Origin of the sequence: Paenarthrobacter sp. NPDC091711, from assembly GCF_044756605.1 — a bacterium.
Taxonomy (GTDB): domain Bacteria; phylum Actinomycetota; class Actinomycetes; order Actinomycetales; family Micrococcaceae; genus Arthrobacter.
Map to the genome: position 1 here is coordinate 1 of NZ_JBIVTF010000014.1, position 20,264 is coordinate 20,264.

At 61.6% G+C, this 20,264-nt stretch carries 16 protein-coding genes and 1 pseudogene; 6 read left to right on the forward strand and 11 right to left on the reverse strand.

The window, feature by feature from the left end; translation table 11 throughout:
* Positions 1–210: 210 nt before the first annotated feature.
* The 4 genes and pseudogenes from ACIQH5_RS17790 to tkt all read right to left on the reverse strand — a co-directional run bounded on the left by ACIQH5_RS17790 (position 211) and on the right by tkt (position 4,855).
* Complete coding sequence (locus tag ACIQH5_RS17790; RefSeq protein WP_400405918.1) at positions 211–684, reverse strand: ribose-5-phosphate isomerase; 474 nt, start codon at positions 682–684, stop codon at positions 211–213.
* A gap of 12 nt (positions 685–696) precedes the next feature.
* Complete coding sequence (gene rpe / locus ACIQH5_RS17795) at positions 697–1,407, reverse strand: ribulose-phosphate 3-epimerase (protein WP_400405920.1); 711 nt, start codon at positions 1,405–1,407, stop codon at positions 697–699.
* A 72-nt stretch (positions 1,408–1,479) separates the two neighbouring features.
* Positions 1,480–2,591 (reverse strand): annotated as a pseudogene (tal, locus tag ACIQH5_RS17800) (transaldolase).
* 101 nt (positions 2,592–2,692) lie between these two features.
* A complete protein-coding gene (gene tkt, locus ACIQH5_RS17805; RefSeq protein ID WP_400405922.1) occupies positions 2,693–4,855 on the reverse strand; it encodes a transketolase in 2,163 nt (720 codons plus the stop codon).
* A gap of 199 nt (positions 4,856–5,054) precedes the next feature.
* Here tkt and ACIQH5_RS17810 point away from each other — a divergent pair, with 199 nt between their 5' ends.
* Positions 5,055–6,326 (forward strand): LuxR C-terminal-related transcriptional regulator, encoded by a 1,272-nt coding sequence (locus ACIQH5_RS17810; protein ID WP_400405924.1) that lies wholly within the window; start codon positions 5,055–5,057, stop codon positions 6,324–6,326.
* Positions 6,327–6,383: 57 nt separating this feature from the next.
* Here ACIQH5_RS17810 and ACIQH5_RS17815 read toward each other — a convergent pair whose 3' ends face one another.
* From ACIQH5_RS17815 to hxlB, 3 genes are all read right to left on the reverse strand, one after another.
* Positions 6,384–7,391: a glucose-6-phosphate dehydrogenase assembly protein OpcA gene (locus ACIQH5_RS17815; RefSeq protein ID WP_400405926.1), complete on the reverse strand. Its 1,008-nt coding sequence runs from the start codon at positions 7,389–7,391 to the stop codon at positions 6,384–6,386.
* Between the two features lie 396 nt (positions 7,392–7,787).
* The gene (gene hxlA / locus ACIQH5_RS17820; RefSeq protein WP_400405928.1) at positions 7,788–8,411 is read right to left on the reverse strand and encodes a 3-hexulose-6-phosphate synthase; all 624 of its coding nucleotides are present in this window, start codon (positions 8,409–8,411) and stop codon (positions 7,788–7,790) included.
* Positions 8,412–8,483: 72 nt separating this feature from the next.
* Positions 8,484–9,083 (reverse strand): 6-phospho-3-hexuloisomerase, encoded by a 600-nt coding sequence (gene hxlB, locus ACIQH5_RS17825; protein ID WP_400405930.1) that lies wholly within the window; start codon positions 9,081–9,083, stop codon positions 8,484–8,486.
* Positions 9,084–9,277: 194 nt separating this feature from the next.
* Between hxlB and ACIQH5_RS17830 the strand changes: the two genes are divergently transcribed.
* Positions 9,278–10,039, forward strand: a complete 762-nt coding sequence (locus tag ACIQH5_RS17830) for a FadR/GntR family transcriptional regulator (RefSeq protein ID WP_400405932.1) — start codon at positions 9,278–9,280, stop codon at positions 10,037–10,039.
* Between the two features lie 58 nt (positions 10,040–10,097).
* Here ACIQH5_RS17830 and ACIQH5_RS17835 read toward each other — a convergent pair whose 3' ends face one another.
* On the reverse strand, positions 10,098–11,117 hold the full coding sequence (locus tag ACIQH5_RS17835) for an HAD-IIA family hydrolase (protein WP_400405934.1): 1,020 nt from the start codon (positions 11,115–11,117) through the stop codon (positions 10,098–10,100).
* A 179-nt stretch (positions 11,118–11,296) separates the two neighbouring features.
* Positions 11,297–11,920, reverse strand: coding sequence for a 3-hexulose-6-phosphate synthase (gene hxlA / locus ACIQH5_RS17840; protein WP_400405928.1), 624 nt, complete (start codon positions 11,918–11,920; stop codon positions 11,297–11,299).
* Between the two features lie 293 nt (positions 11,921–12,213).
* Between hxlA (ACIQH5_RS17840) and ACIQH5_RS17845 the strand changes: the two genes are divergently transcribed.
* The 4 genes from ACIQH5_RS17845 to mptB all read left to right on the forward strand — a co-directional run bounded on the left by ACIQH5_RS17845 (position 12,214) and on the right by mptB (position 17,512).
* On the forward strand, positions 12,214–13,701 hold the full coding sequence (locus tag ACIQH5_RS17845; RefSeq protein ID WP_400405936.1) for a glyceraldehyde-3-phosphate dehydrogenase: 1,488 nt from the start codon (positions 12,214–12,216) through the stop codon (positions 13,699–13,701).
* Between the two features lie 35 nt (positions 13,702–13,736).
* Entirely contained in the window at positions 13,737–14,762 is a 1,026-nt protein-coding gene (locus tag ACIQH5_RS17850) for an ATP-dependent 6-phosphofructokinase (protein ID WP_400405938.1), read from the forward strand.
* Between the two features lie 68 nt (positions 14,763–14,830).
* On the forward strand, positions 14,831–15,718 hold the full coding sequence (locus tag ACIQH5_RS17855; RefSeq protein ID WP_400405940.1) for an SGNH/GDSL hydrolase family protein: 888 nt from the start codon (positions 14,831–14,833) through the stop codon (positions 15,716–15,718).
* A 186-nt stretch (positions 15,719–15,904) separates the two neighbouring features.
* The gene (gene mptB / locus ACIQH5_RS17860; RefSeq protein ID WP_400405942.1) at positions 15,905–17,512 is read left to right on the forward strand and encodes a polyprenol phosphomannose-dependent alpha 1,6 mannosyltransferase MptB; all 1,608 of its coding nucleotides are present in this window, start codon (positions 15,905–15,907) and stop codon (positions 17,510–17,512) included.
* Positions 17,513–17,544: 32 nt separating this feature from the next.
* Here mptB and ACIQH5_RS17865 read toward each other — a convergent pair whose 3' ends face one another.
* Together ACIQH5_RS17865 and ACIQH5_RS17870 are read right to left on the reverse strand one after the other, a co-directional pair.
* Positions 17,545–18,795: a glycosyltransferase 87 family protein gene (locus tag ACIQH5_RS17865; RefSeq protein WP_400406120.1), complete on the reverse strand. Its 1,251-nt coding sequence runs from the start codon at positions 18,793–18,795 to the stop codon at positions 17,545–17,547.
* A 61-nt stretch (positions 18,796–18,856) separates the two neighbouring features.
* The gene (locus tag ACIQH5_RS17870; protein WP_400405944.1) at positions 18,857–20,161 is read right to left on the reverse strand and encodes a glycosyltransferase 87 family protein; all 1,305 of its coding nucleotides are present in this window, start codon (positions 20,159–20,161) and stop codon (positions 18,857–18,859) included.
* Between the last annotated feature and the right edge of the window lie 103 nt (positions 20,162–20,264).

The window sequence follows — 20,264 nt, forward strand, 5'->3', positions numbered from 1 at the left end:
TGACCGCGGGGAAAGCGAAACCGCCAGCCTTCGCACGGTCGATCATCTCGGAATAAATCTCTGGGGTTGCAATGGGCATGGTGACTCCTATGCTGGTGCTTCGTCGAAGCACATGATGTGTGGGCGGATGAATGACGGGAAGCGGCCGGGTTACCCTCCCCCGGCCGGATGCCCTACCAGTCCGAAGACCGGCCGCGATGCGCCCCGGAACTAGTCGGAGAGGACCCCGGTGGTTTCGTAGGTGGCGATCTTACCGATCCTGCGCTCATGACGTTCAGCATTGGTGAACGGCTCGGCAAGAAAGGCCTTAATGAGCTCGGTGGCCTCCTCCACAGTGTGCTGACGTCCGCCAACTGCCACCACGTTTGCGTCATTGTGTTGGCGAGCCAGTACCGCTGCGTCCAGGTTCCACGCCAATGCGGCACGGACACCGGGTACCTTGTTTGCGGCGATTTGCTCGCCGTTGCCCGAGCCACCCAGCACAATTCCCAAAGCGTCCACGCCTGCGGCTTGGTCCTTGACGACGGCGGTGGCGGCCTTGATGCAAAAGGCCGGATAGTCGTCTTCCGGGTCATAGGAGGAGGGCCCGTGATCCACCATCTCGTAGCCCCTTGCCGCCAGCTCGGTGATGAGATGTGAACTGAGTTCCATGCCTGCATGGTCTGTTGCGATGTGAACGCGCATGTGGGTGGTCCTTTAGGCTTTCTGGAGCTCGTCGTCGATGGTCCGCTGCGCGAAGGCAAGTTGCCCGTTGGTCCGCAAGGACTCAATCGCCTCGGCAGGTGATGGCTTGCCGTAGACGGCAGAGCCGGCCACGAAGACGTTGGCCCCGGCTTCCGCTGCGCGGACGATGGTTTCCTCGGTGATGCCGCCGTCAACCTGGATGGCAACGTTCACGCCGGAGCCCTCGACTGCTTCGCGGGCGCGCCGGATCTTGGGCAGGACGACGCCCAAAAAGGCCTGGCCTCCAAAGCCCGGCTCCACTGTCATGAGCAGCAGCATGTCCAACTCCGGCAGCATGTCCAAGTAAGGCTCCACCGGCGTAGCCGGGCGCAAGGCCATGCCGGCTTTCGAGCCCCGTGCACGGAGTTCACGGGCGAGCTTGATGGGTGCCATGGCCGCCTCCACATGGAAGGTCACCGAGTCCAGGCCGGCGTCAGCATACAGCGGAGCCCAACGATCGGCCTCCGCAATCATCAGGTGCGCGTCCAGCGGTACCGGGCTGACCTTTTGCAGCCGCTCCACCACCGGCAACCCGAGGGTCAGGTTCGGCACGAAGTGGTTATCCATGACGTCGACGTGCACGGCATCCGCATTGCTGATGCGCGCCAGCTCTTGTTCGAGGTTGACGAAGTCGGCGGAGAGAATGCTGGGGTTGATACAACATGTCAGAGGTGAAGTGGACATGATGCCTGCCTTTCAGTATCGGTCAAAGCTTGCAGTTGAGGGCGTGGAGAGGACGTCCGGGGCTGAGGCAGCCTAGCGGGCAGCGGCGAGGGCGCCTTCGACGTCGGCCAGTAGTTCCTTCCAGCTGGTCACGAACTTCTCCAATCCTTCGGACTCGAGGACCGAGACCACCAACGCGTAGGAGATGCCCTGTGCCTTGATGGCGTTCAGGACCTGGTGGGCTTCTTCGTAGGTGCCGGTGATGGTGTCGACGGTGACTACTCCGTGATCAAACGTGGCATCCAGTGTCTTTTCCGGCATGGTGTTCACCAGGCCGGGGGCTGCGAGTCCGGTGACGTAGAGGGTGTCCGGAAGAGCCGGGTCTTTCACGCCGGTTGATGCCCACAGGGGGCGCTGCGGGCGAGCTCCGGCGGCGGCCAGGACGGACCAACGCTCAGTGGAGAAGAGCTCTTCGTAGACCTGGTAGGCCAGGCGTGCGTTCGCTACGCCTGCCTTGCCCTTGAGTGCCTTGGCATCAGCGGTGCCGATGGCGTCAAGGCGCTTGTCGATCTCGGTATCCACGCGTGAGACGAAGAACGAAGCCACGGAGGGATCTTGGAGAGGTCGTGGCCGTTGTCCTTGGCCAGTTTCAGTCCGGTTTGGAACGCGTTGATAACAGCCCGGTAGCGCTCAAGAGAGAAGATCAGCGTCACGTTGACGCTGATGCCCTCAGCCAAGGTTGCCGTGATGGCGGCCAGGCCTTCCAAGGTTGCCGGAATCTTGATGTGGACATTGTCCTTGTCAACCTTTTTGTAGAGACGCTTGGCCTCAGCAATGGTGCCCTCGGTGTCCCATGCCAAGCGAGGGTCCACCTCAATGGAGACACGGCCGTCCACGCCGTTCGTGGCGGCGGCGATGGGTGCGAAGAGATCGCAGGCATCGGCCACGTCCGTGGTGGTGATTTCAAGGATCGTCTCTTCAACGCTGGCACCGGCTGCCGCGAGCTCCGCGATCTTTGCCTCGTAGTCCTTACCGGAAGTGATGGCGGCCTGGAAGATGGACGGGTTGGTGGTGACACCAACAACGTTCTTTTCATCAATGAGCTTCTGCAGGCTTCCGCTGGAAAGCCGTTCGCGGGAAAGGTCATCCAACCAAATGGAAACGCCTGCGGCGGAGAGCTGTGCGGTGGGTGTTGCGTTGGTCATGGCTTATGTTCTTCCTTCGAAAGTGGAGGGCTGCGGCGGCGGGTGTTGTGGGACGCCTCAAGGTGTCCCACAACACCCGCCGCACTGCAGTTTTGGAGGTGTTAGCTGCTTGCAGCGGCCAGGGATTCCATGGCAGCTGCGGTCACGGCTTCGGCGGTGATGCCGAATTCGTTGAACAGGCGCTTGTAGTCGGCCGAGGCGCCGAAGTGCTCCAGGGAGATGGAGCGGCCGGCATCGCCAACAAATTCACGCCAGCCCAGGGCCAGGCCTGCTTCAACTGAGACACGGGCCTTCACTGATGCCGGAAGTACGGACTCGCGGTAGGCCTCGTCCTGCTTGTTGAACCACTCAACACAGGGCATGGATACAACGCGGGCTGCGATGCCTTCAGCCTGGAGGGCTTCGCGGGCCTGCACTGCGAGCTGGACCTCGGAACCGGTGCCGATCAGGATGACCTGCGCGTCAACGGTTTCGCCGTCCTTGGAGGCTTCTGCCAGCACGTAACCACCCTTGGCCACACCGGCCGGTGAGGCAAAGACGTCTCCGGAGGCTGTGCCCTCGCCGCGGGCGAACGTGGGAACATTCTGGCGGGTCAGGACAATGCCGGCGGGATTCTGGTGGTTCTCCAGGATGGTCTTCCACGCGATACCAACCTCGTTCGCGTCACCGGGGCGGACCACGTCCAAGCCCGGAATGGCGCGGAGCGAGGCGAGCTGCTCCACCGGCTGGTGGGTGGGTCCGTCTTCGCCCAGGCCGATGGAGTCGTGAGACCACACATAGATGGACGGGACACCCATCAGGGCACCCAGACGAATGGCCGGTTTCTGGTAGTCACTGAAGATCAGGAACGTACCGGAGAACGCGCGGGTGCGGCCGTGCAGGGAAATACCGTTCACGATGGATGCCGCGGCGTGCTCACGGATACCGAAGTGCAGCACCCGGCCGTACGGGTTGCCCTTCCAGGCGTCCGTGGAACGCGAGGTCGGGATGAACGACGGCGAACCTTCAATGGTGGTGTTGTTGGACTCGGCGAGGTCGGCCGAACCGCCCCAGAGCTCGGGAAGAACCGGGCCGATCGCGTTCAGGACCTTACCGGAAGCTGCACGGGTGGAAACGTCCTTCCCGGCTTCGAAAACAGGAAGAAGGGACTCGAGGTCCGCAGGAAGCTGCTTGGCTTCAATGCGCTCCAGCAAGGCGGCGCCCTCCGGGTTGGCGGACTGCCAGGCGCCGAATGCTTCGTCCCACTGCCCGCGGGCCACCGCACCGCGGTCCAGGACCTTGCGGGCATGGGCCAGAACTTCCCCGTCAACATCGAAGGACTTGGCCGGATCGAAACCGAGCACAGTCTTCACCGCAGCAACTTCCTCGGCGCCCAGTGCAGAGCCATGGATCTTGCCGGTGTTCTGCTTCTTCGGTGCCGGGTAGCCGATGATGGTCCGCAACGAAATGATGGACGGCTTGTTCGTCTCTGCCTTGGCTGCAAGCAGCGCTGAGTAGAGCTCCTGCAGGTCCTCTACGTAGTTGCCGGTTTTGGTCCAGTCAACGCGCTGGGTGTGCCAGCCGTACGCTTGGTAGCGCTTGAGGACGTCTTCGGTAAAGGCGATGTCGGTGTCGTCCTCGATGGAGATGTGGTTCTCGTCGTAGATCACCACGAGGTTGCCCAGTTCCTGGTGGCCCGCCAGTGACGATGCCTCAGACGTGACGCCCTCCTGGATGTCGCCGTCGGAAGCGATCACCCAGATGGTGTGGTCGAACGGCGACTCGCCGGCGGGAGCATCGGCGTCGAACAGGCCGCGTTGGCGGCGCTGCGAGTAGGCGAACCCCACCGACGACGCGAGCCCCTGGCCCAGCGGGCCGGTGGTGATTTCCACACCGGCAGTGTGCTTGTACTCGGGGTGGCCCGGAGTCAAAGCACCCCAGGTACGCAGCGCCTCGAGGTCCTTCAGCTCCAGCCCGTACCCGGAGAGGAACAACTGGATATATAGGGTCAGCGAGGAGTGGCCCGGGGAGAGGATGAAGCGGTCGCGGCCGATCCACTCGGGATCACGGGGGTCGTGGCGCATCAGCTTCTGGAACAGCAGGTACGCTGCCGGGGCGAGGCTCATTGCAGTGCCGGGGTGACCGTTGCCCACCTTCTCCACGGCGTCAGCGGCCAACACGCGAGCGGTGTCCACGGCGCGCTGGTCCTCGAACGTCCAGTCGAGTGTTGCGGGTGCAGTATCTGCGTTGCTGAAGGTCAGCGCCGCACTTGCTGTCGGATTCACGAGTTATCCCCTTTGATATGGTGGCCGGCCGAAATGGCCGCATCCATGCTTTGTGGTTGATTCCCATGCTCCCGAAATAAACAGTTCGGCGAAACACTGTTTTCTGACAGTTTTTGACTACACTTTAGGACAGGGAATTCACCCGGTTGGTTTCGCATCGTCGCGCAGCCACACTCACGAGCCCAGCAAGGAAGCTGCTATGCCCCCTTCAGACCACCCTTGGCCGCTGTTGCGTTCTGTGGCAGCACTGGCCGACGCGCCCTTGTCCCACATCGCTGAAAGGCTGCGTGAGGCCACGCTCCCCTCACTCGGGAGCAGCGCACTGGTGATCTTCACCGAAGACTGCACGGGGCGGCCGCAGAAGAAAGCCGGTTCCGAGGACATCATTTCCAAGGTCTCCATCGCTGAGCTGGACGCGCTCCGTGCTGCCCTCCCGGACGACGGCCCTTGGTTCGGTGACGCTGAGCTTGCGGGACAGTCCCGGCAGGCGATGGCACTCAAGCATCCCGCCAGCAATGCACTCCTGGTGATTACCGACCCCTTTCCCGCCGATCCAGGAGACACCGGGCTGGACCTGGTGAGCTATCTCTGGGACATCACCGCCCGGCGGATCCAGGAGAAAGTGGCGGACGCGCCGCCGTCGTACTTGTTGGAATCCCGCGCGGCATCAGCCGAACGCATCCGCGTGACGGCCGAACTGACCGATCTGCACTCCACCACCCTGGAAACCCTCCTGGCCGCCCTGCGCTCATCCTCCATGGACGACGCCACGGCGCGCACCACCGTCACCGACCTCGCCGCCAGAGCACTGGTGGGCCTCCGTACCCACAGCGACCGCACCACGGATTTGGTGAAAGAACCGGTGGTCAAAGCCTTCGAACGCCTGCGCGAAGACCTGCGCCCACTTACGAGCTTCAGCGGCATCGAGGTCCAGTTCATCGAACCTCCCTTGAACGGCAGGGCCCTCCCCGGAGAAGTTGCCCACGCAGCACGGGCAATCGTCCGCGGGCTGGTCCTGGTCATGATGGAACAGCCGGATGTCACGCGGATCCGGACGCACTGGGACTGCGACGGCGAAAACCTGTTGATCAACGTCCGTGACGACGGCGGCGGCGCGCTCACCACCGAGGATCCGAGCATCAGCCGTTTGGACCGCAGGGTCCAAGCACTCACCGGACAGCTCCGCATGGACGTCATGTCCGGCTGGGGTGCGGATGTCTTCGTTTCGCTTCCCTTGGACCTTCCGGCACGTCCAGCCGGCGATGTCGCAGGATGGAACCTCGCTGCCCGCGAACTCGAAGTGCTGCAGCACCTGGCCACCGGGCACCGGAACCGCACCATAGCGTCGTCGATGGGTATCAGCGAGAACACGGTCAAGTTCCATGTCCGGAACCTTTTCAAAAAGCTCGACGTCGGCTCCCGGACCGAAGCGATCGCCTTGGCCCACAGCCACGGTCTGCGGCAGTCGTAGTTTGTTGAACAGCCCTCAACTACTCGAAAGAGTAGGTGCATGGGTGGGGATGAGGGCTTACCGCACCTCGGCAAGACTGTCATCCACCTGGCTGAGTGCGCATACCAAGGCATCTACGTCCACACCGCCACCACTGTGGAGGCGCTCGTGCCGGACGCGGGACATGTCGAAGCCGCGAACCGTTTCGCCGAAGACCTCGTCTGGGTCGAGCCGGCGGAGTTCTTCGGCGAGGCAGTCTTTGAGGCTTCTGCGGGCGAGGGTGATGCGTTGTGCGGGCTGCCCGGGTTGGGTCAGTTCTGCCACTGTATGACCAGGCCTGGACAGCCTGATGGCGCCGGAAGCAGTCATGAGCCTGACCCCGCGGATGCCACTACCGGGCAGGTCCGCCAGGATAGTGACCGGCGCTCGGAGGGCGCGGCCGAGCCAGGTTGCCAGCAGCAAGGTGCTGGGGGAATCCGAAGCGCCTTCCACAGTGATCCCGGTGATCGCGGCCGGATCCACGTGATCCATTGCAGCGGCGAGTTGCATGCGCCAGTTGGTTAGTCGGGTCCAGGCGAGGTCGGTGTCGCCTGCTTTGTAGGTGGCCCGGATGTTTTCCAGCGCGAGGCGGGGGTCCGATTCGTTGGCCGAATCGGTGATGCGGCGGTGCGCGATCCGTCCGATGGAGGTTTCACAGGCGCTTTCCGGGGCGCCGTGCGGCCACCACGCCACGATCGGCGCGTCGGGCAGGAGCAGGGCCGCGACCAGGGACTCGCTTTCGTGGGCCATGTGCCCGTGACCGCGCAGGACGATGACCTCCGAGGCGCCGGCGTCCCCGCCCACCCGGATCTGGGCGTCCAGACGGTCCGGGCCTTCCACCCCGGCGTCGGCCAGGACAATGATCCGGCAGGGGTGTTCCCGGCTGGCTTCATTGGCTGCTTCGATGGCTTCTTCTTCCTGCCCGGACTTCGTCACCACCACCAGAGTCAACACACGCCCCAGCGCGATCACACCGCCTTGCTCACGCAGGGACATGATCTTCTTGGAGATCTTGGAAGTAGTGGTATCGGGAAGATCTACGATCATGGCCTTCTCCAGGTTCGTCCGTCACGGGCCAGCAAGGCATCGGCCGAAGCCGGCCCCCGACTGCCCGGGGATGCGGGGGTTGCGAGTTAATCGGAGGGTCACGAGCGGAGCTGTTCGCGGGTCTCCCCAAACGGAACAGAGTCACTCAAGCTGAGCGTGTACCGGCCAGGCTCATGCCGGGTCATCAAAATGCCTGCAACCCGCTGCGACGTTTGCCGAAGCATTGCCTCAGCTTCATCCAGTAACTCATCTATACGGTGTGGTTCTGTCACCGTGACTTCCACGTTCTCACCTGCCAGACAAAGCACTGCGACCAGCCTTTCCCAGATTTTCACGGTTCGAAAAGATGGCGCCCCGCGGGCGTTGCCTGCGGGACGCCACGGTCTGTGGAAAGAACTAGACGATGGCGTTGCGGAGGGCCTTCGCTGCCAGCGCAGGATCCTCAGCACCATAAATAGCGCCACCAGCAACAGCCACATCAGCACCAGCGTTCTGAACATCACCAATCGTGGCAAGCTTCACACCACCGGCAACAGAGAACGGAACACGAGCCTCAGCACCGGCACGAAGCAAACCATTCAGATCAAAGCCCGGCTTCGCCTGCTCATCCAAACCAGCGTGCATCTCCACGAACTTCGCACCCAGGGCACGAACCTCCTTGGCCCGGGAAACCTTATCCGCAACACCAATCAGATCAACCACAACACCCTTGTTATGAGCCTTCGCAGCCTTCACCGCACCAGCAATGGTCGAATCATCAGCAGCACCAAGCACAGTCACCAAGTCAGCACCGGCCTTGAACGCAATATCAGCCTCAAGCTCCCCGGCATCCATGGTCTTCAAATCAGCAAAAACAATCTTGTCCGGGTGAGCATCCTTCACCGCAGTAATCACCGAAAGACCCTCAGCCTTGATCAACGGAGTACCCAACTCAATGATGTCAACATACTCAGCAACCTGACCCGCCAACTCAAGAGCAGCCTCGGTAGTGAGCAAATCAATAGCAACCTGAAGTTTCATGATTTTTTTCCTTCTGTTATTTACTTCAATGGGGTGTAAAAATCTGGGTTTGGTACTTAGAGGACGGCGTGTTTACTCAAGATTGGCGTGGCGCAGCCAAAGCTTTTCCGCCGGCTGCGCATCGCTTTCCCAAAGGGACTGGAAGATGGCCTCGGTGGCAAGGAACAGTGCTTGCTCAAAAAGCGATCCCGCGTACTGCTTGGAGACGGCCGAACCATGGTCGGTCTTCTGTGCAGCCGGAATGATGACCAGAGCGTCGGCGAGCCCGGCAAGTGGCGAATCAGCGTTGGTGGTGAATACCGCGATGCGGGCACCGGCCTTGGCTGCTGTCTCTGCTGACTTGACGACGCCAGATGTGGTTCCGGAGCCCGAAGCCACCAGGAGCAGATCGCCCGATGCGATCGCAGGCGTGGTGGTATCACCCGCGATGTGGACTGTGAGACCCAAGTGCATCAATCGCATGCCGGCCATGCGCAGGACCAAACCGCTTCGACCCGCACCCGCAACAAAAATGCGGCCCGGGTGGCTGATATGACTCGCGAGGCGGGCCATCTGCTGTTCATCAAGCTTCGCTGCGGTGCCCGTGATCTCGTCCCTAACGAGGGACAGATTGCGGACAATATCAGATGCTTTGGTGTACGCGGCAGTCGTCGCGCTTGCTGTCGTATTCACGATTTGTCCCCTTCGGTTTCAGTCCTCGTCCTGCAGTGGTCGAGGAGGTCTTTCGCTTGAGAACCATGTTTCCGAATCAAAAGGGGTGGGGTAACACTGTTTTCTGACGGTTCTTCCTACACTTAAGGAGTGGTCCGCACCTCCCGTCGGTAGTATTGAAGCCACTTCCAGTCCAACTTTCGGAGCGCAGACTCGTGGCATCGCCGTCCCCTTTTCAGTCGCAGATTTACCGCTCTTTGCCGGAAATTGAGCGCGCCGAGGCAATTGTCGACAGAATCTCCACCGCGATCTCCCTCGGCCTGCTGAAGGTGGGCGAACGCCTGCCTGCTGAAGCGGCACTCTCGGAAATGTTCGGAGTTGGTGGCGCTACTCTTCGCGAAGCCTTGACGGAGCTGCGGGACCGGGGCATCGTGGAGACGCGCAGGGGCCGGAGCGGCGGTTCTTTCGTCGTCAAGCAGCCGCAAACGCAAGCGGACGCCATGCGGGATTGGTTCCTTTCGACGTCGATCTCCGAGATCCGAGACATCGGAGACGAACACGCAGCCATAGCCGCCGCAACCATCCGGCTGGCTTGCGAGCGCGCAGATGCCCACGACTTCGAGCGCCTCCAGGATCTGGCACGTTCCTTGGTGCTCGCGCACTCCCCTGAGCACCGTGCATCAGCCGACAGCCGTTTCCACGTCGAGCTGGCTATGGCAGCACAATCTCCCAGACTCGCCAATGCCGAGATCAGGCTGCAGCAGGAGACGGTCCAGCAGTTGTGGACGCCCCTTGCTGTGGCATTTGACCCCGAAACAGCAACCGCTGAACACTTGGAGCTGGTTCAGGCGGTTGCTCAAGATCAACCCGAGAAGGCCCAGGCGTTGGTGCTTGGACACATCAGGCGGAACATTTTCCACCTGATTGATACGAAGCTGACGGTCGGGTACGCCTTATCAAAGCAGGATGCCTCATGAAGCACGACTACGAAGTGGTACACGCTGCAGAAAGTGGACGAGTCATCACAGCTGTGACTTAGCCGGCCGCAGTGAAGGATAGAGCCACGGTGAAGCTGACCTCGGGGGCGGCAGAAGGGGTGACCTCGGGGTGCATTGCCCACCAGGCGGCACACGCTGCCCGCCAGCTATCGAGGTGGTCCTCGCGTCCGCTGACCGTCACCGTGGTGACGGTGGCGGTGGCGACGGCCTCACCGCACGAGTAGGAGACGCCGTCGGGTCTTATGGTGGGGTACTCCTGGTACAGCTCCGCGAGCGAGCCAATCAGAAAGTCCGGCCTCTGGTCAACGTGCGCCGCCAGGGCAGAATGCACGGAGTCCACGCCTGTCAGGACGAGCGCGGTATCCATATTTGCCCGGTTTCCGCCGAGAATGTCCGTGTCCAGCCGGTCACCCACCACAAGGGGTCGGACAAGCCCTGAATGGCGGGCCGCAGTTCCAAAAAGGGCGGGCCCGGGCTTTCCTGCAACTGATGGCGTCTTCGAGGTGGCTGCTGCCACCGCGGCTACGAAAGTTCCGTTCCCTGGCGCGAAACCGCGCTCTTGGGGAAGTGACATGTCGGTGTTCGTGGCAACCCATACTGCGCCCGCAGCCACGGCGTAGGCGGCTTCTGCCAGGTCATACCACCCCAGTTCGGGCGAGAAACCTTGGATGACGGCGTCTATGACGGCATCCGGTTGGTGGTGGGCCGAGCGGTACACCACCAGCCCCTGTGCCCTCACGGCGTCCGCAAGGGAATCGCTCCCCACCACCAGCACTGCTGAGCCTTCAGCAACCTGACCGGCCAGGAGTTCCGCACCGGCCAGCGCTGAACTGAACACCTGTTCCGCAGTGGCTGGTGCGCCCAACTCACGTAGGTGGGCAGCAACTTGTTCGGATGAACGGGACGCATTGTTGGTCACGTATGCCAAACGCTTGCCTTCCTTGCCAAGCCTCTCCAACGCTTCTGTGGCCCCGTCGATGGCCCGTGGTCCGGTATAAACCACACCGTCAAGGTCCGCGAGGACGCCGTCGTATCCGTCAATCAGCTGCTTAGTCATGGTCGGCACCCTGTTTCGTTGTAGTCATGATGCTTCCTCCCGCAAAGTTCGTGTAGTGAGCGTCGGGGTCTGCCCCCGACAAAAAAGGCTGCGGGCCCTGAGATTCCAGGGCCCGCAGCCGTTGTTGTGACGTCCCGCAACCCCTGTAGATGGCGGGACGCCACGGTCTGTGGAAAGAACTAGACGATGGCGTTGCGGAGGGCCTTCGCTGCCAGCGCAGGATCCTCAGCACCATAAATAGCGCCACCAGCAACAGCCACATCAGCACCAGCGTTCTGAACATCACCAATCGTGGCAAGCTTCACACCACCGGCAACAGAGAACGGAACACGAGCCTCAGCACCGGCACGAAGCAAACCATTCAGATCAAAGCCCGGCTTCGCCTGCTCATCCAAACCAGCATGCATCTCCACGAACTTCGCACCCAGGGCACGAACCTCCTTGGCCCGGGAAACCTTATCCGCAACACCAATCAGATCAACCACAACACCCTTGTTATGAGCCTTCGCAGCCTTCACCGCACCAGCAATGGTCGAATCATCAGCAGCACCAAGCACAGTCACCAGATCAGCACCGGCCTTGAACGCAATATCAGCCTCAAGCTCCCCGGCATCCATGGTCTTCAAATCAGCAAAAACAATCTTGTCCGGGTGAGCATCCTTCACCGCAGTAATCACCGAAAGACCCTCAGCCTTGATCAACGGAGTACCCAACTCAATGATGTCAACATACTCAGCAACCTGACCCGCCAACTCAAGAGCAGCCTCGGTAGTGAGCAAATCAATAGCAACCTGAAGTTTCATGATGGTGTGGCCTTTCGGTAAGTAGTGGGGTTCCTCCTCAATCGTCCCTAAGCGGGCGGGCAGGGGTAACGCTGTTTTTGGATGGTTGGAACTATCCTTTCGGACTGCTAAGCGTGCGGGGTTGAAGGCCGGTTCCCGGGATGTCCACCAGCCCACCCGAAAGAGTGGTGATAACCATCCTGAATTAGCGTTTCGCATCCTTGGCCAAGGAACGACGATGGATGAGTGGCGTCTGGATCATCCCGGAAGGCCGCCGCTGAACAGACCCGCCCCTCCACTGGAAAGGTAGCTCCATGCAAACCTCAGATCCGTATCTTGCTGAGTGGATGGGCCGGGAGGCCCTGGCCGAAGCCATGATTCCGGTAATCGGCCGGCTCTATCGCGAAAACAACGTGGTGACCAGCATCCATGGGCGCAGCCTGGTCAACAAGTCCACCATGAGCATCCTTAAGGCCCACCGCTTCGCCCGCCGGATCAGCAAGGAAGAATTGCTGTTGGACGAGACGGCGCCCCTCCTGGAGACCTTGACCAAGCTCCAGCTCGGTTCAGCCGTGATAGACATCGCCCGGTTGAACCAGAAATTCAAGGAAGAGGGCAACGGAGCCGGCCTTGAGGAATTCCTTCGCTCTGAACTGGCCGGAGTGGTAGGCAAGAGCGTGAGCGGTGACGGAGGGAGCACCGACGTCGTGCTTTATGGCTTTGGCCGAATCGGCCGCCTGCTGACCCGTATTCTCGTGGAACAAGCAGGTGGCGGCCACGGGCTGCGGCTTCGCGCAATCGTGGTCCGCAAGGGTGCGGAGCACGATCTCACCAAACGCGCCAGCCTGCTGCGGCGCGACTCGGTCCATGGGTCCTTTGAAGGGTCCATCAAGGTGGACGCTGCGGCCAACACGATCACTGCCAACGGTGTACGGATCCAGGTGATCTACTCGGACAACCCCGCCACGATCGACTACACCGCTTACGGAATCAAGGACGCCCTGATTGTTGACAACACAGGCCGCTGGCGGGACTCCGAAGGGCTGTCCCAACATCTCCTGAGCAAGGGTGCGGCCCGTGTTTTGCTGACTGCGCCCGGCAAGGGCGACTTGAAGAACATCGTGCATGGCATCAACCACAGCAGCATCAACGACGCCGACAAGATAGTGACCGCTGCTTCCTGCACAACGAACGCGATCTCACCTGTCCTCCAAGCCATCAACGACAAGTACGGCATTATTCACGGCCACGTGGAGACGGTGCACTCGTTCACGAACGACCAGAACCTGATCGACAACTTCCATAAGGGTGACCGCCGGGGCAGGTCCGCTGCCCTGAACATGGTGATCACGGAGACCGGCGCCGCCAAGGCCGTAGCCAAAGCATTGCCTGAGTTGGAGGGAAAGCTCACCGGCAGCTCCATCCGTGTGCCCACCCCGGACGTTTCGATGGCCATCCTGAACCTGAACTTGAAGAACGACACCACCAAGGATGAGGTCAATACTTACCTGCGGGAGATGGCGCTGCACTCGGTCCTGCGGCAGCAGATCGATTACATGGATTCGCCCGAGGTGGTTTCCACCGATTTTGTGGGCTCCCGGCACACCGGAATCGTTGACGGCCTTGCCACTATTTCCAACGGCAAGAACCTGGTGCTGTACGTCTGGTACGACAACGAGTTCGGCTACAGCTGCCAGGTGGTCCGCGTGATGGAGGAGATGGCCGGCGTGAACCGTCCGTCGTTCCCGGCAGCAAATGTGGTTGAGGAAGCCATGTCGGTGCTTGCTGCCGTGGGTTCCTGACCTCCACTTCCAGGCCTAACAAAGCGAGCTGAAGCATGAAAATTGGGATCCTTACCAGTGGTGGAGATTGCCCCGGTCTGAACGCCGTAATCCGCGGCGCGGTTCTGAAGGGCATCGCCATCAAAGGCCATGAATTCGTCGGATTCCGCGACGGTTGGCGCGGGGTTGTCCAGGGTGACGTCATGGATATACCGCGGACCTTGGTGCGCGGTATTGCCAAGCAGGGCGGCACCATTTTGGGCACCTCTCGCACCAACCCTTTTGAGAATGGTGGCGGCCCGGACGTCATCAAGGACAACCTGGATCGTCTGGGGATTGATGCGATCATCGCAATCGGCGGCGAAGGCACCCTTGCGGCCGCTAAGCGCCTCACTGATGCCGGGCTCAAAATTGTGGGCGTGACCAAGACAGTGGATAACGACCTCGACGCTACGGACTACAGTTTCGGCTTCGACACTGCTGTCCACATCGCGACCGAGGCCATCGACCGCCTCAGGACCACCGGCGAATCCCATCACCGCTGCATGATTGCAGAGGTGATGGGACGGCACGTCGGATGGATCGCCTTGCATGCTGGCATGGCCGCCGGGGCCCACGCCATCCTGATTCCCGAGCAGAAGGTCAGCATTGAGCAGGTCGCCCAATGGGTGAAGGAGGCTCACGCCCGCGGGCGGGCACCGCTTGTTGTGGTGGCCGAGGGCTTCGTTCCGGAGCACATGGACTCCCCGCACTCGGAGCGTGGCCTTGACACCTTTGGCCGGCCGCGGATGGGTGGCATCGCAGACCAGCTGGCACCCGAATTGGAAGCCCGGACCGGCATCGAAACCCGGACCACGATCCTCGGCCATGTGCAGCGCGGGGGTGTGCCCACTGCCTACGACCGGGTTCTTGCAACCCGCCTGGGCATGGCCGCTGTCCACTCCGTGGCGGAGGGCCGCTGGGGCACCATGGTGGGGCTGAAGGGAACGGATATTGAGCAGGTGGACTTCCAGGAGGCCCTCGGGAAACTCAAAGTGGTCCCCCAGCGCCGGTATGACGAAGCCGCCGTCCTGTTCGGGTGAGCTGATCTGACGCGGATTCAGCGAGGCCACCCATGGCGCAGAGAGTCTCATAAGCGCACTATGGGGAGATGAACGCCCACTCAGCGGATGGCTCAGCGCGGGACGGTTCGGGTCGCTTCGGGGCTGGCCTGCACCCGTGGAGCCGTTATGTGGCCTTGGGCGATTCGTTCACGGAGGGTTTGGGTGATCCCGAACCGCGGAGCCCAGGCGGCCTCCGAGGCTGGGCGGACCGGGTAGCGGAAGAATTGAGCACCGGCCACGAAGATTTTGCCTACGCCAATCTGGCCATCAGTGGCAAGCTGCTCCACCAAATACTCGACGAGCAGGTGGGCCCGGCAATCGAGCTGCGCCCTGATCTGATCACCCTCAACGCCGGCGGAAACGACATCCTCTTCCACAGGAGCGATCCGGACAAGCTCGCCCTCGAGCTGGACGCGGGTGTGGAGAGGCTGGCCGCTACCGGTGCAACCATCCTGCTCTTTGCCGGGCCGGACTTTGGCGCTACCCCCGTGCTGGGGCTGGCCCGCGGCAAGGTGGCCATCTTCAACGAAAACATACGCGTCATTGCGGCCCGGCATGATGCCCTGATCGCCGATCTCTGGGCATTGCGCCAACTCACGGACCCCCGTATGTGGAATGCGGACCGGCTGCATTTTTCTCCGCTTGGCCAGCACACCATTGCCATCATGGTGCTCGATGCACTCAACGTCCCACATTCGCTGGAACCGTTGACCCCCAAAGCCCTGCCCGAGCGGAACTGGCGTGAGGCACGCGCGGGCGACATGATCTGGGCCCGGGAACATCTTTTTCCGTGGGTGGTGCGCCGCTTGACGCAGCGAAACGCCGACGACGGGCGGCACGCCAAGCGGCCGGAGCCCGGCCCCGTGTTCGGCGCTAGTATGCCCCCAGGGGCATATGTTGGCCGGGACCCTGGGGGCATCCCGAATCCGTCATGAACTCCGGGGAATATCGCGCGGCATAACGATGCATGGTTATGGAGTCCGTCACCCTTTGCCGCGCCTGTGGTGGTGTTGGCTGGATCGACGCTAAAATTTCACTTGCCGCAAGTACAAGCTCTTCGGCTTCAATCCGCGTTTCATTTCTTGGAAGCGCCATACCGTGAGTGGGGGAACCGACCAGTCATGACGGCAGGCAGTACCCCCAGTCCACTTCCAGAGACCTCAGCAGCAGCAAGCCCGTCTTCCTCCACTTCTACCAAGTCCCCGAAACCAACAACACCAGCAACAAAGCCCGTTGCTTATCCCGCTATTTTGCAGGGGTTCCTTGGCTCCTTGTTCATGTTTGCCGGATCTATTGGCATCGGCTGGATCGCCAACGGATCCCCCATGATCCGCCATCCCATAGTCATTGCCCTGCGCACTGAAGGCTGGGGCGTGACGGTCTCTGCTGTCCTCTTGACCGTGGGTGCCATGTTGCTGGTGCGTTCCTGGCTGCGTTTGGGCCAACGGATGGGCAGCTGGGAGGGGAACTCTCTCAAGCCGATCGTCGCTGCGATCGGAGCCTGGTCTCTGCCCCTGCTGTTCGCTGTGCCCGTCTATTCGCGTGACGTCTATGCCTATATAGGCCAGGGCCGGCTGATGATGGAAGGCCAAGACCCTTACGACGTCGGCATCTCGGCTTTGAACAATTGGTTCGCCTTGGGCGCGGACCCGGCATGGGCGGAAGCCCGCACTCCGTACGGCCCCTACTTCTTGTGGATGGCCCACGCCGTGGTTGCCATCACGGGCGCCCAGCCGGACGTATCAGTACTGCTGTTCCGGGTACTGGCCGCAGGCGGGGTGCTGTTGTGCGTTATTTACGTACCCAAGCTCGCGGAGCTGCACGGCATCAACGGTGCCCGGGCGCTCTGGATCGCGGTGGCCAATCCACTCTTCCTCATCAGCTTCGTAGCCAGCGCCCACAACGACGCCATCATGGTGGGCTTCGCCGTTGCGGGAACCTACTTCGCGGCCACCAAGCGGCCTCTCCTGGGCATCCTGCTGGTGACGCTGTCCATCGGGATCAAACCGGCCACCGTGTTGTTGCTGCCCTTCATAGGTCTGATGTGGGCAGGCGCAGGGGCCTCCTGGCCGCGTAAGTTCGGAATCTGGGCAGCAACGGCAAGCATCAGCTTCGCCATCCTGGTGGTCAGCGGTATCCCTTACGGCCTGGGACTGGGCTGGGCGTGGGCCATCACGGATCCCACTCCCGGTTTCACGGGCTACTCCCCGTCGGGCTTCATTGGCCAGCAGATTGAGTTCCTGGGCAACGCCTTGGGGCTGCCCGGCAATGCCATGGCTGACATCCTGCGGGCGGCCATGAAGTGGGGCGCCGTGGCCTTGGTCCTGGTGCTGATGTTCCGCGGAGACCATTCGCGGGTGGTGCGGCGAATGGCCCTTGCCTTCGCGGCGATCGTGCTGCTCTCCCCCATCATTCAGCCTTGGTACATCCTGTGGTTCGTGCCGTTCCTTGCCGTAACGGGGATCAGGGACGACTGGCAGATGCGGTGCCTCTACGTGGGCGTGACCTTCTTTGTGGTCTTCGGCGCGCAGGACCAACTATCGGTGTGGTCCTTCGTGGAGGTCTCTGTGGACCTGTCCTCGTTGGCTTTCGCCATTGCGCTGCTGTTCGCGTTCTACTTGGTGTTTTTGGACATTCATACACGCAGGCTGCTGGTCCAGGGGAAGTTATCGCGCTGGGTGGGGCAGACTGACCGCCGCCTGCTCCACCGCCCTCCGACTATCCGTTAGAGAAACCTGGTCCGCTAGAGCGGCCTGGTCCGTTAGAGCGCTTTCGGGACCACCGGGGCGTCGTCGAGGTCCGGGCCGTCGCGGTTCACGCGCCGCCCCAGTTCGACGGTCCGCTGCACCGACCACCACAGCAGTACCACCAGCAGGACGTTCCGGGTGGTCAGCACCGCTGCCATGGCCGGGTGGGCGTGAATGAGCGGGGTGTAGAACAGCGGATAAATCACGAACGTCGTCATGGCAATGGCCATCAGCAAGGCCGCCGGCACTTTCCAACGGTTCCAATCGTGAGTCAGTCCGGCAATGATCACGGGGGCCAGCCAGATGATGAACTGCGGCGAGCCCACCTTGTTGAACACGATGAACGCGGTAGTCATCATCAGGGCGCCCTCGAGGAACAGTTCCTCGCGCTCCGCTCCGCGCCGCAGTGCACGGATCAGGAGGAGGGCGGCCGCGATAGCGGCAACTATCAGCAATGGCTGCATCAGGAACGCAGCAACCTCGGCACCGGGCCCATAAACCTCGGTGGAGTTGATGGCCGTATTGTCCGCCATTTTGGATCCGGCAATGTTGAAGACACTGAGCCACACCCAGGGTGTGGAGAAAGTGGCTTCCAGTTGCATGCCTCGCTCACCCTGGTTGATCAGGAAGTCCAGGATGTGGCTGAAGCCACCGGCGAGGTACGTTCCAAGGCCTACGACGGCGGTGACGCCCACCCCGGCAGCGACCATCTGGAGCCGGTTCTTCGAAGCGATGATCATGGGTGCCAGCACTGCTGCCGGCCACACTTTGATCCACGTGGCGATGCTCAGCAGAACTGAGGCAACAACGGGCCTTTGGGCTGCGCAGATCAACGCAATCAACACGATGGGGGCTGTGATGCCCTCAACCCGGGCAAAGCTGAGATACCCCATGAACACGGTGAAGAACAGCCACCACCACGCGGGCGCGATCCCGATAACACGCCGTGGGCCGCGCGTCAGGTACCAGAGGCCCAGGGCGTTGAGGGCCGTGATCCCCAGGTACCACATCAACAAGTAAAGATCCGGACCGGCAATGCCTGCCAGGAAGATGGGAATCTGGGCCAGTACGGGGTAGACCCACGGACTGATTTTTCCGCTGAGGTTCTCCGGGTTGTAGCCATCCATCGCCCACTGACGGTATTGCTCAGTGTCGCTGAAGGTGTTGCCGTTGAGGAAGAAGGACGCCATCCAGCACAGGAAGTAAAAGTGGACCACGGCGAATCCCCACCACACGCTGGAGGGGCGGGCGAACCACGCCACGATGGCAGGGGGCAGGACCCGGCTGCGGATTTGGACCAGCCGGTCGAAGAACGTCGCTGAAATCTTAGTGCTCCTTGCCTGCAGGTGCCGTGACCACGGATGGCTTACGGCCCAGTGAATACAAGCGACGCGCTGACCAGAAGAAGAGGACCACCAGCAGGACGTTACGGATAGTAAGGACCAGGGCCATCCAAGGATTGTTGTGGCTCAACGCATCATAGAAGAGCGGGTAAATGAAGTAGGTGGCAACGGCGATCACTATGAGCATGGTGGCCGGCACGCGCCACTCTTTCCAGTTGTGCGCAAGCCCCACGGCCACGGCCGGAGCCAGCCACACCATGAACTGCGGTGAACCCACCTTGTTGAAAACGATGAAGGCGGTCACCAGGGTGAGGGCTCCCGAAAGGAGGAGTTCCGTGCGGTCCACGCCTCCGTTGAGCTTTCCTTTGTGCAATGCCCAGAAGGTCAAGCCGGCGACGGCGGCCGCGGCCAAGAGCAGCAGCGGCTGCATCAGCACAGACATGAATGCCGTACCGGGTCCGTCAACCTGCATGGAGTTGATGTCGGTGTTCATGTACATGCGGGAATCCCCGACGCCGAGGACTGACAACCACAACCATGGAGTGGTGAAGGTTGCTTCGAGTTGCATGCCACGGTCTCCCTGTTGTGTCAGGAAGTTCAGCAACTTGGGCACGGCGCCAACTGCCGCGGCCAGCCCAACCACCACCGCCGTCGTCGCAATTCCTGCCGCCACAACGTGCAGGCGTTTCCTGACCACCGCGAACAGGGCCAACATGACAGCTGCGGGCCAGACCTTCACCCAGGTGGCGACGCTCAGGAGGATGGACGCGACGAAGGGCCGTGTGGCGCCGTAAACAAGGGCCACCAGGACAATGGGGGCCGTCAACCCGTCAACGCGGGCGAAGCCCAGCCAGCCCATGAGGAAGACGAAGACCAGCCACCACCAGGCAGCGGGAATTGCTTCCTGCCGACGGCCGCGGTCAGTGAGCTTGAGGACCGCCCAACCGTTCAACAGCGTGGTGAGCAGGACCCACAGGAAAAAGAAAGGGCCAGGGCCGGCAACTGCTGCCAGGCCCATGGGAATCAGCGCCAGGATGGGGTACACCCAGGGGCTGGGCCCGCCGGTCAAGTTGGCATCGTTGAATCCTGCAAGCGCCCATTCACGGTAGATAAAGGTGTCGCTGAAGGCCTCCCCGCGCAACGACAGCACGGCGGCGAAGACCAGAAACACCAGGTGAATCACCACGAAGCCCCACAAAAGGCCCCGCGGAGAGTTCATGCGTGCCGCCAACCTCGATGGGATTGTTTTATCGCGAAGATCCGCGAGCATACTGAAAAAACTGTCCATCAACGAAGAACTTCCTGGCTAGGTGGGTCCCTGCCTGAGCAGTCCCCGATTTTCTTGGGACCGAAAAACCCCCGCATGCCACTTTACGCGAGTCACCCAAAAG